The following is a 16,025-nucleotide window of genomic DNA, read 5'->3' as shown; positions in this document are numbered from 1 at the left end:
AAGACATAATCCGCGACCAACAAGCAGGTGAACCATGCTGACTGCGATTGTCGCCGCCTTTATTGGCGGCATTATTCTCAACTTTATGCCCTGTGTTTTTCCGGTTATTTCGCTCAAAGCGCTGGGTCTGGTCCGCCATCATCATTCACCGGCTCAGAGCCGCCTTGAAGGACTGGCGTTTATGCTGGGCGTGCTCGCCACCATGTTTATCCTGGTGGGAGCGCTACTGCTGGCCCGCTCCGGCGGGTCGGCGGTCGGTTGGGGTTTTCAGCTGCAATCGCCACAGGTTATCGCTCTGCTGGCGTTGATTATGCTGGGCTCGGCGCTGAACCTTCTGGGCCTGTTTGAAATTGGCCTGTCGGTACAGCGCGTCGGCGGTGCTGGCGGCAATCGCGGCGGCCTGATCGGTTCTGCGCTGACCGGGGCGCTGGCGATTGTGGTTGCCACCCCTTGCACCGCGCCGGTTATGGCCAGCGCCGTTGGCTATGCCCTGACCCAGCCGCCAGCAGTGAGCCTGATTATTTTTGCCGCCCTGGCCCTCGGTTTTGCCGCCCCATTTACCCTTATTTCCTTTTTCCCGCTGGTAGGTAAGCTGTTGCCTCGTCCGGGGGCATGGATGGCAACGCTGAAAAAAGCGCTGGCGTTTCCCATGCTCGGCGCTTCAGCGTGGCTGGTATGGGTGCTGGAGCGTCAGGCGGGTTCCAGCGCACTGGCGACTATTCTGGCCTGTGCATTGCTGCTCAGCTTCGCCGCATGGCTATACGGTATGGCGCAGCAGCGTCATCTGCAGGGAAAACGTTATCTGCCGATGTATATCCTGACCGGCGCATTTATTATTTTATTAGCGCCGCCGCTGGTTGCCTTGAAAAACAGCGCGGACCCGGCGCCAGGCAACGCTGAGATCGCCAGCGACAGCGCACCGGCACCGGTGGCGTGGTCGCCGCAGAATGTTGACGCGGTGAAAGGCCAGGGCAAACCGGTATTCGTCAACTTTACCGCGTCTTGGTGCATTACCTGTCAGGTCAACGATCGCACCTCGCTGACAACCCAGGCGGTGAAGCAGGCGATGGCGAAAACGGGCACCATCTATATGGTTGCCGACTCAACGAAATTTAATGCCGATATAGAACAGGCGCTAAGCGATTTTGGCCGCGGTGGTTTGCCACTCTACGTCGTTTACCCGGCGAACGGCGGCAAGCCGGTCGTTCTGCCGCAGGTATTGACGCCCGGCACGGTGATTTCCGCCCTTGACAAAGCCAGCGAAACGGGGAAAAAAGCATGAAATTATTAGTAACTTACCACGTGTTTCATGCCACACCGCGTTAAGCATCCGGCGCGGAGTAAAATAACCGCTCAGCGGGCGCACTATGTCGTTGTCTGAGGCATCAAGCACCCGCTGGCCGACACTGATGGCGCGCGCTCAGGCAGGCGATCAGCAGGCTTACAGTCAGCTGTTGCAGGCAATGGTGCCCGCCATCCGGGCCCTGGTGCGCAAGAAAATCAGCGATGAAGCGCTGGTCGAGGATGTCATTCAGGACACTTTGCTGGCGATTCATCGGGTGAGACATACCTATGATCCGACCCGTCCGATTTTGCCATGGGTCGCGGCGATCGCCGCCGCGCGCGCGATAGATGCGCTGCGTCAGCGCGGCCGTCGCCGCGACTGGGAGTTACAGGATGAAGACGTGTTGCATTACCAGACCAGCGGCGGCGAAGGCAAGCTAACGGACGATATTGCCAACAGCCAGGTGCTGAGCGGCTGGCTGGGTCAGCTGCCGCCCCGCCAGCGACAGATCATTGAATCAGTTCATTTACGCGAAAGTAGCCTTGCCGAAGCGGCAGCGGAAAACGATCTCTCCGTATCAGCAGTGAAAGCGCTGTTGCACCGCGCCATGCAAAACCTGCGTAAATTTGGAGCCAGTAGCCATGGGAAATCATGACAAATTAATTGAGACCTTAAGCCGCACTGCACGTCCGGTTACCCGCACGCCGCCCACCCTCTGGCGCGTTGTCAGCTGGGTTTCCTGCGTGCTTCCCACCGGCGCGCTGGCTGGCTGGCAGCTGCGCCACACCTTTACCGACTGGTCGCAGCCAGGCGCATTAACCGCCCTCCTCGCCATGCTGCTGGCATTTATTGCCGGCACCGTGGCGATTTTCAGCGCCTTTAACCTCAGCATTGCCGGACGCAAACCGATCAGGCCACTCTGGCTGACACTGCTGGTGATGAGCTGGCTGGTAACCAATCTGATTAACGCCAGCCATACTCCCATTGAGCCCCACGCCGCGGGCGACGGTATGCACTGCTATCAGTTTATGCTGGCGGCCAGCCTGCCAATGATGGTCTTTTCTGTGATCAGCCTGCGCCGTACGCGAACGCTCTATCCGACGCGCAGCCTGGCGCTGGCCGGTTGCGGTATCGCTTTTATGACCGCAACCCTGCTGTCATTTTGCCATCCGGTCACGCTGGAGATGCCTGATTTGCTTATGCATCTGGCAGCAGCGCTGACGATTATCGCCATTACGGTGCTCGGCGGCCGCCGATGGGTGGCGCTGGACTAGCCCCCTCTGCGCCCTCACCGCTCAATTACAGCCAGCCGGCGTTACGAAACTTTTTCCACACCCAGCCGCAAACCCCGAAGGTAATCACCAGCGCCGCCGGATAGCCGTAGGCTTCATTAAGCTCCGGCATATTTTTAAAGTTCATGCCGTACATGCTAAACACCACCGTAGGCACCACCAGAATCGCCCCCCATCCCGCCAGACGCTTAACCACTTCGTTTTGCTGCACCGAGACCAGCGCCAGCTTGACCTGCATCCCATTAATCAGCATTTCGCGCATCTCTTCGGCATCAATAACCACGTGGCTGGCGTGGTCCTGCACATCGCGAATGTAAGGCCGGAGCGGCTCCGGGATTATCTCTTCGTGCAGGTGGATCAGCTGCGAGCAGATTTCCTCAACCGGCTGGGCGGCGTTACGCAACAAAGACAGCTCGCGCCGCATGTTATAGGCAAGCTGCAGATCGTCGCGATTAAACTCACTGTTAAACATCGCCGTTTCGATATCGCCAAAACGGTCGTTAAGCTTTGCCACGGTATCGCTGTAGTTGTCGACGATAAAATCCATAATGCAGTACAGCGCGTATCCTGCACCCAGCGCAAACTTATCGTGGTTCTCCAGCGCCCGCTGACGCACGGCGGCATAGCTGTCCGATTGACCATGACGCACCGAAATAAGAAAGTTTTTGCCGACAAACAGGTGGGTTTCACCACAGTGGACCTCGCCACTTTCGTTTTGCCCGGCGGTTTTTAATACGATAAACAACGAATCTCTGTAGCGCTCAATCTTTGGCCGCTGATGGGCGGTGAGCGCATCCTCAATCGCCAGTTCGTGCAGGTTAAACTCCTGCTTGATGGTGTTCATAAAAGCCGGTTCCGGCTCCAGCAACCCCAGCCAGATAAAGGTATCAGGCTGCTTAATAACTTCGCTGATATCTTCAACCGCAACCACTTCCGGCTCGCGTCCCTGACGATAAACAATGCTGTTAACAATCATCATAATCTCCGAATGTTGCGTTAGGTCCGCTTTCTACCCTGACGCCAGAAGGCGCAGTTGTAAATGTCCTGGTTTCCGAAGCCGCTGGCAAAAAGCACCTGATAAGCCAGCGGTCAGCCAACGGAAGATTCTGCGGAAAAGAAATAGCTTACTCGCAATCCCCTGCCTCGCCGGGAGAGACAAGGGAGCAGAGCATCACGCCGACGGTGGGCCAGTAAAGCGGCGGAAATCGCTGCCGGTTGGCTGCTGATAAATGTTCAGCTGGAAATAGTGCGAAATGGCGTAAATATATTCAAAAATTTCCGCCTGCGACGCTTCATAATCAATCCACAACGTTGAGGAGGTGAAGCAGTAAACCTCCACGGGAAGGCCCTGCGCCGTCGGCGCCAGCGGCCGCACAACCAGATACATATCGCCACGAATATCGCCGCGCTTACCCAGCCAGCGCGCGATATATTGACGAAACAGCCCAACGTTAGTAATTCCCTGCTCAATAAACCATGACTCGTCCGGCGACGCCGGCTTGTCCGCCGGCAGGGTTTCTTCCACCATCTGATGCAGCAGCGGCAGGCGCTCCAGCGACTGCATAAGCGCGGGCGTAGCGAAGGAAATTGACAGCTGATCAATATAAAAACTGCGTTTAATACGCCGACCGCCGGAGGCAAACATTGCCTGCCAGTTAGTGTAGGCTTCGGTAATAAAATTTTTGGTGGGAATGCGCGAAATGGTATTGTCCCAGTTACGCACGGTAATGGTATGCAGAGCGATATCAATCACTTCGCCGCTGATATCCGAGCCAGGCATTTCAATCCAGTCGCCCAGCTGTAATACGTCAGAGGTTGAAACCTGGATATTGGCTACCAGCGAAATCAGCGTGTGCTGGAACACTAACATCAGCACCGCCGCCACGGCGCCCAAACTGGACAGAATGATCACCGGCGATTTGTTCGACATCGTCGCCAACACCAGTATCACGGCAATCACGTGGACACCGATTTTACCCACCTGGATATAGCCTTTAATCGAGTGATTCTTTTTACGGGTTTTACGCACCCATGAAAGATTAATAATCTCCAGAATTTCGTTAATCAGATTCGCCAGGTAAACAATAAATAAAATACCGCAAATGGTATTTATGCTGTCCACCATGTGCAGCGGCAGGTTGGGGATGAACTGATTGAGGGTATATACCGCTACCACCGGCACCATATTCGCCAGCTTACCGGCAATACGCACATCTTTTTCCAGCGGCACTTCCTGCTTGTGCGTGGCAAAAAACAGCCTGCGCACCAGAAATACCAAAAAGAACTTGCTGATAAGCCATGATACCAAGCCGGATATCAGCAGCACGCCGCTGAAAAATATCACGTAGAGAATATAATTCTCAGCAATAAACGACCAGATGGTATTGAATACCGACATTGCACCCACGCTCGCTATAGTAGAGTCGACAAATTATCCCATTGCGACGACGTTTAACCATAAATTATTTGTGCTTTCAACCCAACCGTATGACGCGCGGATGGCGACCGCTACCCAGGCAAAAACGAGTCATTCATCCCCCTTAACAGCGAACGGTACTGTCATTGTGGCGCTTCAGCGCTGAACAGCAAGCGGACCCAGTCAATAAACAGCCTGACCCGTGATGCGAGATGGCGATTTTCCGGCCATGCAATATGCACCGGCACCGGCGCCAGCCGCCACTGCGGCAGCAGGGCCACCAGTTTCCCGCTGGCTAACGCCTCGTCAGCCAGAAAACGGTAGGTAGTCACCACGCCAGCGCCGGCGCAGGCGGCGCTCAGCGCAGCGGTGGCATCGTTTACCGATAGCTGCCAGCGGCCTTGTAGTGCAATCTCTTCGCCATCACGCGTTAAAGTATGCTGAAAAGCGCGCCCGCTTTGCGGCGACGCCACCTGCACGATGTGATGGTCTCGCGCCAGCTGGGCCGGATGCTGCGGCGTACCGTTGCGCGCCAGATAGCAAGGTGCGGCGCATACCACCATCTCCAATGCGCCGAGCGAGCGGGCGATTAACGCATCATTGCGTAACGGACCGACGCGAATAACGCAATCAATGCGCTGTTCAATCAGGTCGATGGTTCGGTTCCCGACGCTAAGTTCCAGCTGCAATTCAGGATAGCGGCTAAGGAAATCCGGCAGTGCGGGGAGTATCCGGCCATATGCCAGCGCGCCTGCCATCTCGACCCGAATCAGGCCGCCCGGCGTTGCGCCATCGGCCACTACGCGGCTATCCAGACGCGCCAGCTGCTCCAGCACCGACAGCGCCCCCTGATAATAAGCTTCACCCGCCGTCGTCAGGCTTAACCGGCGCGATGTCCGGTGCAGGAGCTTGCTGCCAACATCATTTTCCAGCGCCTGTAACTGACGCGTCACCGTTGATTTTGGCAGCGCTAACAGCTCGGCGGCGCGGCTGAATGACCCCGCCTCAACCACCTGTATGAAACTGCGCATCGCGCTCAGTTTATCCATAGCCCCTCATCATTGCTATTTTTGCAATCTTACTTTGCCCGCAGCCCTATTGTTCCGGCGCGGCGACAGAGAGAGGATAGCGCCGTTAATAGCAGAATTACAGAGGATCATGACTATGAATAGCCTGCAAAGCTGGCGTCTGGGCGACGCAGTTATCAGCAAAATTCCAGAGCGTGAAACCAGCGGCGTGGCGGCATCGTTTCTTTTTCCGCAATGGAACAGCGATCGGGCGATGCTGGCGGCATCAGCGTTGCCGCCGGGATGTGTCGACACTGACAGCGAAAGCGTTGCCCTGAGTACCCACAGCTGGCTGGTTCAGGTGGAAGGGCAAGCCATCCTGATTGATACCGCTTCCGGTAACGATAAGGAGCGGCCGTTAAACCCCGGTTTTCATCGCATGAATACCCGCTGGCTGGAAAACCTGCATAGCGCCGGCGTTCTGCCTGAAGCCATCGACAGCGTATTGCTAACCCACCTGCATGTCGATCACGTCGGCTGGAATACCGACAAATCCTCCAGCAGCTGGACGGCGACGTTTCCCCATGCGCGTTATTACTTTTCCGACGCTGAATATCAGTTCTACCGCCAGCCGGATAACGTTCAGGATCCCAGCGCCGGCGTGTTTGAGGACAGCGTTCAACCGATAGTGGATGCCGGTCTGGACGTGCGCATCGGCGCCGATTTCAGTGCGTTACCCGCCGGCTTTCAGCTGCATCGTTTTCCCGGCCACAGCCATGACCATCTTGGCTTCAGCCTGACGCGCGGCGGAGAAACGGCGCTGTTCTGGGGAGATGTATTACACAGCCCGTTGCAGGTTGCACTGCCGGAGTGGAACTCGGTGTTTTGCGAATTCCCGCAGCAGGCGTTGCATTCACGCCAGCAGGCATTAGCGCTGGCGGAAAAACAGCAGGCGTTAGTCTTTACCACCCATTTTCCAGGCAGCTCCGCGGGGCGCGTTGTGCGTCACGCTGAAGGATTGAGCTGGCAAGCAGCATAACAGGAGACTGTCATGAGCCGGACCACTGAACTATTTAGCGAAGCTTTTACTATCCCTGCCGCAACGGCAGGAATTGAACTTAATCTGCGCCACCGCCGCCCCCAGGGGCAAACCCGGTTTGACGCCAGTCGGACCATTATGATGATGCATGGCGCAACCTACTCGTCAGGCAGCCTGTTTGATACCCCGCTGGAAGGCGCTTCTTTCATCGACTGGCTGGCTGCTGCGGGATTTGATGTGTGGGCGCTGGACGTGCGCGGTTACGGCGCTTCAACCCGCCCCGCAGCAATGCTTGCGCCCGCTGCGGATAATGCGCCGGCGGTTGGCACCGAAATCGCCGTTAGCGATTTGAGCTGCGCGATTGAGTATGTTTTGCAACGTCAGGGGCTGACGCAGCTGAACATTATCGGCATGTCATGGGGCGGCAGCGTAACCGGCAGCTATACCTCGCGGCACCCCGACAAGGTGCGTCGCCTTGGACTAATCGCTCCGCAGTGGCTGACCAGCGGTCGCGCACCGCTCGATCCGGGCGGCGAGCTGGGCGCCTGGCGCATCATTGAGGTTAATGCCATGGAAAAACGCTGGCTGAGCGGCGCCCCGCAGCATAAACGTGCAACCCTGATACCGCCCGGCGGCTTCGCCGCGTGGAAGGCGCAGACGCTGTCGGAGGAACCGGATGAAGCGCTGCGTCGACAGGATATGATGCGGGCCAGTAACGGACCGGTGCAGGACACGCGCGATTACTGGACGGTTGACCGACCGTTTTACGATCCGGCAGCGATAACCGTGCCGCTGCTGCTGCTGCACGGCGAATGGGATGTGGATGTGCCGGTGTCGCTGGCGCAAGCCTGGTTTCTGCGCGCCACCGGCGCGCCCTGGAAGCGCTGGATTGAGATTGGCGAAGCCACGCACATGATGGTGCTGGAGAAAAACCGCGTTCAGGTTTATCAGGCTTTGAGCGATTTTTTTCTCTCTGACCTGAGTCATTAAATTCGCCCGACGCGCCGGACGCAGGCCAGCTTCTCAGACCGGCGCGCATTTATTGTGCAGCACATTACGCTGATAGTTTTGTCATCCTGGTCCATTATTGTTGATGGAAACTTCAATACCTGACAGGAGAAAACGGTATGTCGGATAGTCAATACCAGCCCGCCAAAGTCTGGAGCTGGAACAAAGATGGGGCCGGGACCTGGTCTAAAATTAATCGCCCAACCGCCGGCGCCCGCTATCAGCAAGCGCTGCCAACGGGAAAACATCCCCTGCAACTCTATTCTCTGGCAACGCCTAACGGCCAGAAAGTCACCATTTTGTTAGAAGAGTTGCTGGCGCTGGGCGTCAGCGGCGCGGAATATGATGCGCATCTGATCCGCATTGGCGAAGAAGAGCAGTTTTCCAGCGGCTTTGTCGATGTTAATCCCAATTCAAAGATCCCGGCGCTGCTGGACAACAGCGTGACACCGCCGGTGCGGGTATTTGAATCCGGGGCCATCTTGCTCTATCTGGCGGAGAAGTTCGGTCACTTCCTGCCCAAAGATCACGCCAGCCGTACGGAGGCGCTCAACTGGCTGTTCTGGTTACAAGGTTCGGCCCCGTATCTCGGCGGCGGATTCGGACATTTTTACCACTACGCGCCGGTAAAAATTGAATATGCCATCGACCGCTTTACCATGGAGGCTAAACGTCAGCTGGACGTACTGGACCAGCATCTTGCCAGCCATCAGTACCTGGCGGGCGATGAATATAGCATTGCCGACATTGCCACCTGGCCGTGGTATGGCAACCTGGTGTTTGGCGAACAGTACGGCGCAGGCGAGTTCCTTGACGTCGGCAGCTATAAAAACGTGCTGCGCTGGGCGCATGCGATTGCTAGTCGCCCGGCGGTGAAACGCGGACGTATCGTCAACCGCAGTTGGGGTGAGGAAAACGAACAGCTGCCAGAGCGCCATGATGCCGCTGATTTTGACAAGCTAAAATAATCTTCTCTGGCAGCGACGCCTACCGTCGCTGCCACTTTTCAGGATCTGCTATGACGAAAATGCCACATTTTCGCGTTGGTGAATGCGAGATTTTCAAGGTTCTGGAACAGGAAGTTCCCATACCAACGGCGACGCTCTACCCCAATCAGTTTACGGATGACGTTCAGCCACAAAGCGTTACGCTGTCGATGCATAGCTGGATTGTCAGAACCCCCGATACGCTGATCGTCATTGATACCGCAACCGGCAATCAGCGTGAACGTCCGGGTAGCCCGATGTTTCATCAGTTGAACACCCCTTACGCAGAACGCCTGATCGGGATAATCGATCCACAGCAGGTTGACATTGTTTTGATGACGCATTTGCACGGTGACCACGTCGGCTGGAACACCCACTGGCAAAACGACGCATGGCGACCGATGTTTCCACATGCCCGCTACATCTGCTCCGCCGCCGGACTGGCACGCTGGCAGCAGGATCCAGCCCGTGCCGCAATCGTTGCCGATAGCCTGACGCCAGTGATTGAGAGCGGGCAGCTGGAAACCATTGATGTCGACAGCAGACCGCAGTTCGCCGGGCTGCTGCGCTATGAACCGACGCCCGGCCACAGCCACGATCACGCGTCGATTATTCTGCACAGCGCCGGAGAGTACGCGTTGTTCAGCGGCGATTTACTGCACAATGAAATCCAGATAAGCCAGCCGCAGTTAGCCTCGCGCTTTTGCGAAAATACGCAGCAGGCTCAGCGCCAACGTAGCCGGATGCTCAACTGGGCTGCCGATCGCCAGGCGTTATGGTTTAGCTCTCATTTTGCCGGCAGCTCTGCAGGATATATCGTGCGCGAGAATAACCAGTTTCGCTGGCAGTCAGCCTGATGGGGGGCGCAAGCGCCCCCCGGCTAGACGATCAGAAGTTGTAATCAAGAGAAAGGGAGAAGTTACGCGGCGCGCCGTAAACGGCATAAGACTGGACGTAGTCGTAGTAAGTTTTGTCAAACAGGTTGTTGACGTTACCCTGCACCGCCAGCTGTTTCGTCAACTGATAACGCGCGAAAAGATTGACCAGCGCGTAGCTTCCCTGGGTCGCGTGCAGGGTGGACTTATTCGGCCCGGAGACGTTGCGCCAGATGCCGTTTTGCCAGTTAACCCCGCCGCCCAGCGTCAGATCGCGCAGGACGGGCGGACGATAACTGGTAAACAGCTTCATGGTGGTACGCGGCAGGTAAGTGCCAATTTCGTTATGAGCGTTATCCACTGCCAGGAAACGGCTGGCGCCAAAGGTCATCTGCCAGTTATCGGTCAACGCGCCGTTAACCTCAAACTCCACGCCTTTGGTTTTGGTGCCGTCCACGGCATCATAAGCAAACGAGGTGGTGCCCGGAATATAGCTGCCGGTGGATATCGCGTAATTATCCATGTCGGTACGGAACAGCGACAAGCTGGCACTGAGACGGCTGCTGTTCCAGTCGCCTTTCACCCCGGCTTCATAGCTTTTACCCTGCATCGGGTCAAGATAGTGTCCGTTGCTATCGCGGTTGGTCTGCGGCTGGAAAATCGAAGTATAGCTGACGTAGGCCGAATAGGTTTCGTTGATGTCGTACACCAGGCCGGCATAAGGCGCAAGGTTATCCGCGCTGCTGTTCGCTGAAGTGCCTACCGCTTCCCAGTCGGTATAGGTCGCGCCGAGGATTAGGTTAAGCGGATCGGCCAGTGACAGGCGCGTTGCCAGATAGCCGGTTTTCTGGCGGATCGTATCATGCTGCGACTCGCGCCAGGCGCTCCAGCCCTCATCGGGCAGCGAACCGTCAAAGTGATTAAAATCGCCGTAGACTACGCCCGGATAGAAGGAATTCCAGAACTTATTATCTTCACGGCTATAGCTAAGACCGCCGATAAGCTGGTGCTGGCGGCCAAAAAGCTCAAACGGACCCGACGCGTAAAGATCGCCGGCATCCACTTTGCGTTTGCCGCGGTTCCAGCCGCTAAAGTATGAGACGCCCTGGCCGGTCACTTCGTCCGGGAAGCCCGATGGGTAGGTCATTTTGCTGTCCAGCGTGGTTTCAGCATGGGTGCCGTTTAGCTTCACTTCCCAACCGTTATCAAAGCGCTGAGTCAGGGTGGCAAAGGCTTTTTTCGCATCGTTTTCTGAATAAGCCCAGTCCGGTGCGACGCTGAAACTGCGATCATAATGTGTGGTATTGCCATTGCTGTACCAGGTCGGTAAGCCTCCCCAGGTCGGGCTGCCGGTATGTCCCTGCTGGTATTCATAGCCAACTGACAGCGTGGTCGAGTCCGTCAGATCGGCATCCACTACGCCATAGATAAATTTTTTACGGAAATGATAACGGTCCAGCCAGCTATCATTGTCCTGATAGCCCGCCACCATGCGACCGCGTACGTTACCGGAATCGGTGAGCGGCGCGGTGAGATCCATCACGTAACGCTGCTTATCCCAGCTGCCATAGCTGGCGGAGAGGTTCCCGGTAAACGTTTTACTGTCCGCGTGCTTACGCACCATATTCACTGCCGCCGATGGGTTGCCGGTACCGGTTAACAGCGCGGTGGCGCCGCGGGTAATATCAATATGGTCATAGATCGCGGTATCGGTTAGCGCATCGCCAAAGTTCCAGACACTGCTCACCGTGGTGGGGATTTCATCGTAGAGGTATTTGTTGATCATAAAACCGCGCGCAAAAAACGTGGTGCGGTTTGAATCGATATTGTAAGCGGATACGCCGGTGGTATTGGTCAGCACATCCTTAACGCTTTGCAGATTCTGATCTTTCATCCGCTGTTCAGTGATGGTACTAACCGACTGCGGCACGTCGCGCGGCGCCAGCTGCATTTTGGTGCCGGAGCGGGTCAGCGGCCGGTTGTAATCGTGGCTGGCAGCGTCGCTGGCCTCTCCCTCGCCCGTCGCGCTGACGGTCATCGTTTGTTCTTTACCGGCCTCAGCCGCGGCAGCCTGAGGCGCGTAAATGGCCCCCGCTATCATCATTGCCAGTACGGAGTATGCCGGACGCACTCCCGCACGCGCGCCTTCCCTGATACGAAAAAGCTCGAAAGACATGGTTGTTCCTCTGTGTATTTCTGGTTATTGCGTGGACCTCTCAGGGCCCTGCCAGCCACTGCTTGCTGGCCAAGAAAAGCCGGGCGGGCTGATCTCTGCCGGGGATTTTTGTGTGACTATTCTGAGCGCAGCTCTGCCTGAAAGGCGGTTTACAGCCTCAGCGAGCCAATACAATTAAGAATGAGTCCACAAAAACAAATGAGAACTATACGCATTAACATTAACTATGTAAACAGATGTTAATTCACAGATAAGACAAGAAGATAGTTATTAACCGTAAGTAAACTTCTGGTCAAAAATTAATATTGTCCGCAGGCAAGGAGGGTAACGGCGACAGCGTTTACTGCTGACTGGCAGGCAAATGAAACGCGCAATGTCACGAAACGAGGAACAACAAGACGGTCACTGAACCGCTACAATCAGCGACTACTTCATATAGGCCTTTAACACTTTGAGCATAACATCCAGCTCGGCGGCTCGCTGAGTCTGGTCAGCTTCATGCACCAGATGATCGCGTAAATGACCTTCAATAACGATCTGCATCAGACCGTTAACGGCGCCGCGCACCGCCGCTATCTGTTGCAGGACTAAATCACATTCGGCTTCCTGCTCCAGCATTTTCCCCAGTCCACTTAGCTGGCCCTGAATGCGGTTTACCCGCGCCTGTAATTTTTTCTTGTCCTGAATGGTATGCGCCATTTCTGTGCTCCTTTGCTTAGTTTGCGCAGTATAACAGATCGCCATTGATATACCAGGGGGGGGTATATATACTCCCCCCTGGTATGTTGATTACACAGAGATCATCATTATGTTCGACTTCGTTTCTCTTCTTCAGCACAGCAATGCCTGGCTGTTTGTGCCCGGAGCCATCCTGCTTGGCGCCCTTCATGGCCTCGAACCCGGCCACTCAAAAACCATGATGGCGGCGTTTATCGTCGCGATCCGCGGCAACGTACGTCAGGCTGTTCTGCTCGGACTGGCGGCTACCTTCTCTCATACGCTGGTAGTCTGGCTGGTTGCCCTTGGCGGAACCTGGATTAGCAGCCGCTTTACCGCCGCAGCCGTTGAGCCCTGGATGGCGCTGATCTCCGCGCTAATAATTGTTGTCATCGCCGCCTGGATTGCCTGGCACAACTGGCGTCAGGAACGCCGCTGGCGCTTGCAGCAAAGTCTGCGCCAGCAGATGAAGCAAAGTGCCGGACTGCAAGTTATAGATACCGGCCACGGGCTGGTCGAAGTGTCGCTGACGCAGCAGCAGGAAAAAAGCTGGTGGCAGCTACGTACGCTTAGCGCGTCGACCATGGCAGGCAAATGAAGTAACCATTGCGGCTAAGCCGGATGCAGGTTTTGCCCAACTGTCTAATTTTAAAACCGCTGACGGACTGCTACGCTCAACGCAGCCGGTAGCGGATCAGCAGCAGGCTACCGCCCTGTTGACGCTTAGCCACGCAGGTCATGCCCATGATTATGATTTGCAGTTTGCTCCGCAAAACGCCGCCGTAGACGCAGCGGTATTTCAGGATGCGCACGAGCTGGCGCACGCCAGGCAAATTGAACAACGCTTTCAGGGCCAGGCGGTCACCAACGGGCAGATTTTGCTGTTCGGCCTGACGGGGGGACTGATTCCCTGCCCGGCGGCGGTCACGGTGCTGCTGCTTTGCCTGCAAATGAAAGCGCTATCTCTCGGCAGCGTGCTGGTGCTGTGTTTCAGTATCGTCCTGGCGTTAACCATGGTTGCGGTGGGCGTGGCGGCCGGCTGAGCGTCGATCAGCTGGCGCGCCGCTGGGATGGATTTAATACCCTCGCCCGCCGCGCCCCCTGGATTTCCAGCTTGCTAATGTTCACGATAGCCTGCTTTATGGCCTGGCACGGCTGGCAGGGGTTGCATCACTGAACGGGCGGGAACTGTCCTACCTGATGGAAAAAGCTCAGCCAGTCCTCCTGATGCCAGGTGGTAACGACTTTGTCACCCTGCAAATGATGGAACTCGTGCAGGCTGAAGCTCACCGCTTTACCGCTGGCAGGGATGCCAAAAATTTCACCCTGGTGCGTGCCGCGAATTTCCGCCCGCACCGCGATCTTATTGGGCAGCTGCATCAACTCATGAATGATGATTGTCACATCCGGCATCGCGCTGACAAAAGCGGCGATAATTGGCTTCAGGCCTGCTGGACCGGGTGCCTGCCCCGGTGCCAGCGGGATGTCCTGCCAGTCCGGCGTGACCACGTCGTTTAGCAGGTCGGGTTTATTCTCGCTAAAGGCACGATAAATGGTTTCAACTGCATGGCGCTGGGCATCCAGCTGCTGTTGATCAAGTGAACTCATCTGACGATCTCCGCAATGGTTTATCGTCGCTATGCTGTCGTCAAAGCAGGTCATTCGTCCAACAAATATTTAATATAAAATACTATTTACCACACAAATAAACTTAGTGCGCGCTGACGCCAGCTACCCGATTTGGCAGCAGCCTGCCTGCCCTCAGTGCAATCTGGCTGGCTAAGGCGACAACGACAACTATCCGTTGCCGTCAGTATCAGCGCTAAGAGATTTATGACGTGGCGAGGATTTTTAGCATCGCGTTGCGACTATCTGTTGTATCGGAGCAAGCTCCACCCCAGGATGAGATATCACCTGCCTCTGACCATAAAAGGATAATCCGATGTCCGTTGCTACTCCCCTGCCCGCGAGGCAAAAGCGGGTGCTGATTGCCAGCGCCATCGGCAATTTTATCGAGTGGTATGAGTTTGCCGTGTATGGCTTTATGGCAACGCTGATTGCTCAGCATTTTTTTCAGCTAAAAGACACCAGCGGCTTAACCAGCCTGATACTCACTTATGCGGCCTTCGCCGTGGCCTTCTTCTTTCGACCGCTGGGCGCCCTGCTGTTTGGCCGGCTAGGCGACAGGTACGGCCGCAAGCCAACGCTGATAGCCGTGGTGCTGATGATGACGCTAAGCACCGTCGCCATCGGCCTGGTGCCGACCTATGCCGCCATCGACGTTGCAGCGCCGCTGCTGGTCACGGCGCTGCGCATCCTGCAAGGGCTATTTGCCGGCGGCGAGTATGGCGGCGCCGTCTCGCTGATGACCGAGAGCGCCCCGCCGGGCAAACGCGGTCTGTATGGCGCCTGGCAGTCGCTAACCGTGGCGCTGGGGTTGCTGGCGGGCGTCGCCGTGGTCGCCGCTTTACCGCTACTTATCGGTGAAAGCGCAATGAACGACTGGGGCTGGCGCGTACCTTTCCTGCTGGCGCTGCCGATGGGTATCGTGGCGCTGTGGTTGCGCAGCGGGCTGGAAGAATCGTCTCAGTTTCGCCAGGCAAAAGATAACCAGCAGACCACAGCCAGTACCGGCGCCACGCTGCGCGCTATCCTGCTCGGCATCGCGCGCCTGATGGTGTGGTCAGCTGCGGGCTATACCTATCTGGTTATTATGCCCACCTACCTGCAGGCCGCGCTGCATACCGCCTTTAACCAGGCGCTGATTATCGCGGTGGTATCGAATCTCGGTTTCGCCGTCACCATTTTGCCGGCTGGCATACTGAGCGATCGCTTTGGCCGTCGCCCGTTGATGCTGCTGGCGACGCTGCTGTTGCTGGTTTTAGCCTTCCCGCTGCTGAAAATATTACAGGACCCGGCCAGTACCCTGTGGGTAAAAACGCTGGCGGTGTTTGTTGCCGGCGCGCTGGTGGGGATCCTCGCGGGACCGGGACCGGCGATGCTGGCCGAGATGTTTCCTACCCACGTGCGCTACACCGGTCTGGGACTGGCTTATTCACTGTCGAATGCGGTTTTCTCCGGCGGCGCCGGGCTGATCATCACCGGCCTGATGCGCCAGACCGGTAATCTGGACATTCCCGCCTGGTACGTGGCGGGCACGGCGCTGGTGAGTTTCTTCGCCCTGCTGACGCTGGGTAAAAACGACCACCAGAAGCCGCTATAGC

15 protein-coding genes and 1 pseudogene are annotated in these 16,025 nt (G+C 56.5%); 10 read left to right on the top strand and 6 right to left on the bottom strand.

The window, feature by feature from the left end; all coding sequences use genetic code 11:
• Positions 1-34: 34 nt before the first annotated feature.
• The 3 genes from BTJ39_RS02325 (at position 35) to BTJ39_RS02315 (ending at position 2,559) form a co-directional block, all read left to right on the top strand.
• The gene (locus tag BTJ39_RS02325; protein WP_078001039.1) at positions 35-1,282 is read left to right on the top strand and encodes a protein-disulfide reductase DsbD family protein; all 1,248 of its coding nucleotides are present in this window, start codon (positions 35-37) and stop codon (positions 1,280-1,282) included.
• A gap of 85 nt (positions 1,283-1,367) precedes the next feature.
• Complete coding sequence (locus BTJ39_RS02320) at positions 1,368-1,940, top strand: sigma-70 family RNA polymerase sigma factor (RefSeq protein ID WP_078001038.1); 573 nt, start codon at positions 1,368-1,370, stop codon at positions 1,938-1,940.
• A complete protein-coding gene (locus tag BTJ39_RS02315; protein ID WP_078001037.1) occupies positions 1,927-2,559 on the top strand; it encodes a DUF1109 domain-containing protein in 633 nt (210 codons plus the stop codon). The genes BTJ39_RS02320 and BTJ39_RS02315 overlap by 14 nt, the downstream gene beginning before the upstream one ends.
• 25 nt (positions 2,560-2,584) lie before the next feature.
• On the opposite strand, the gene BTJ39_RS02310 is transcribed toward BTJ39_RS02315, so the two are convergent.
• The 3 genes from BTJ39_RS02310 to BTJ39_RS02300 all read right to left on the bottom strand — a co-directional run bounded on the left by BTJ39_RS02310 (position 2,585) and on the right by BTJ39_RS02300 (position 6,042).
• Positions 2,585-3,553 (bottom strand): magnesium and cobalt transport protein CorA, encoded by a 969-nt coding sequence (locus BTJ39_RS02310; protein ID WP_078001248.1) that lies wholly within the window; start codon positions 3,551-3,553, stop codon positions 2,585-2,587.
• Positions 3,554-3,748: 195 nt separating this feature from the next.
• Complete coding sequence (locus BTJ39_RS02305; RefSeq protein WP_078001036.1) at positions 3,749-4,975, bottom strand: mechanosensitive ion channel family protein; 1,227 nt, start codon at positions 4,973-4,975, stop codon at positions 3,749-3,751.
• A 161-nt stretch (positions 4,976-5,136) separates the two neighbouring features.
• The gene (locus BTJ39_RS02300) at positions 5,137-6,042 is read right to left on the bottom strand and encodes a LysR family transcriptional regulator (RefSeq protein WP_078001035.1); all 906 of its coding nucleotides are present in this window, start codon (positions 6,040-6,042) and stop codon (positions 5,137-5,139) included.
• A 115-nt stretch (positions 6,043-6,157) separates the two neighbouring features.
• Here BTJ39_RS02300 and BTJ39_RS02295 point away from each other — a divergent pair, with 115 nt between their 5' ends.
• The 4 genes from BTJ39_RS02295 to BTJ39_RS02280 all read left to right on the top strand — a co-directional run bounded on the left by BTJ39_RS02295 (position 6,158) and on the right by BTJ39_RS02280 (position 9,890).
• Entirely contained in the window at positions 6,158-7,039 is an 882-nt protein-coding gene (locus tag BTJ39_RS02295) for an MBL fold metallo-hydrolase (RefSeq protein WP_078001034.1), read from the top strand.
• Positions 7,040-7,051: 12 nt separating this feature from the next.
• Complete coding sequence (locus BTJ39_RS02290; protein ID WP_078001033.1) at positions 7,052-8,029, top strand: alpha/beta hydrolase; 978 nt, start codon at positions 7,052-7,054, stop codon at positions 8,027-8,029.
• Positions 8,030-8,166: 137 nt separating this feature from the next.
• Entirely contained in the window at positions 8,167-9,015 is an 849-nt protein-coding gene (gene yghU, locus BTJ39_RS02285) for a glutathione-dependent disulfide-bond oxidoreductase (protein WP_078001032.1), read from the top strand.
• Positions 9,016-9,065: 50 nt separating this feature from the next.
• On the top strand, positions 9,066-9,890 hold the full coding sequence (locus BTJ39_RS02280; RefSeq protein WP_078001031.1) for an MBL fold metallo-hydrolase: 825 nt from the start codon (positions 9,066-9,068) through the stop codon (positions 9,888-9,890).
• Between the two features lie 31 nt (positions 9,891-9,921).
• Here the strand turns inward: BTJ39_RS02280 and fhuE are convergent, their stop codons facing one another.
• Entirely contained in the window at positions 9,922-12,084 is a 2,163-nt protein-coding gene (fhuE, locus tag BTJ39_RS02275; protein WP_078001030.1) for a ferric-rhodotorulic acid/ferric-coprogen receptor FhuE, read from the bottom strand.
• A gap of 426 nt (positions 12,085-12,510) precedes the next feature.
• Positions 12,511-12,783 (bottom strand): metal/formaldehyde-sensitive transcriptional repressor, encoded by a 273-nt coding sequence (locus BTJ39_RS02270; RefSeq protein WP_078001029.1) that lies wholly within the window; start codon positions 12,781-12,783, stop codon positions 12,511-12,513.
• Positions 12,784-12,892: 109 nt separating this feature from the next.
• On the opposite strand from BTJ39_RS02270, the gene BTJ39_RS25350 reads away from it, so the two are divergent.
• Both BTJ39_RS25350 and BTJ39_RS25345 read left to right on the top strand, forming a co-directional pair.
• Positions 12,893-13,399 carry a HoxN/HupN/NixA family nickel/cobalt transporter gene (locus tag BTJ39_RS25350; protein ID WP_078001028.1) on the top strand — a complete coding sequence of 169 codons (507 nt, stop codon included), beginning with the start codon at positions 12,893-12,895 and terminating at the stop codon, positions 13,397-13,399.
• A 199-nt stretch (positions 13,400-13,598) separates the two neighbouring features.
• Positions 13,599-13,978 (top strand): annotated as a pseudogene (locus BTJ39_RS25345) (nickel/cobalt efflux transporter); the annotation flags it as partial.
• Here the strand turns inward: BTJ39_RS25345 and BTJ39_RS02255 are convergent.
• Positions 13,972-14,409: an ester cyclase gene (locus tag BTJ39_RS02255; protein WP_078001027.1), complete on the bottom strand. Its 438-nt coding sequence runs from the start codon at positions 14,407-14,409 to the stop codon at positions 13,972-13,974. The pseudogene BTJ39_RS25345 and the gene BTJ39_RS02255 overlap by 7 nt on opposite strands.
• A 334-nt stretch (positions 14,410-14,743) precedes the next feature.
• On the opposite strand from BTJ39_RS02255, the gene BTJ39_RS02250 reads away from it, so the two are divergent.
• Entirely contained in the window at positions 14,744-16,024 is a 1,281-nt protein-coding gene (locus BTJ39_RS02250; RefSeq protein ID WP_078001026.1) for an MFS transporter, read from the top strand.
• The last annotated feature ends 1 nt before the right edge of the window (position 16,025 follow it).

Source organism: Izhakiella australiensis, from assembly GCF_002006995.1.
In the GTDB taxonomy this organism is placed as follows: Bacteria; Pseudomonadota; Gammaproteobacteria; order Enterobacterales; family Enterobacteriaceae; genus Izhakiella; species Izhakiella australiensis.
The sequence above is the reverse complement of the archived record's forward strand: the minus strand, read 5'-3'. Positions and strand labels throughout refer to the sequence as shown.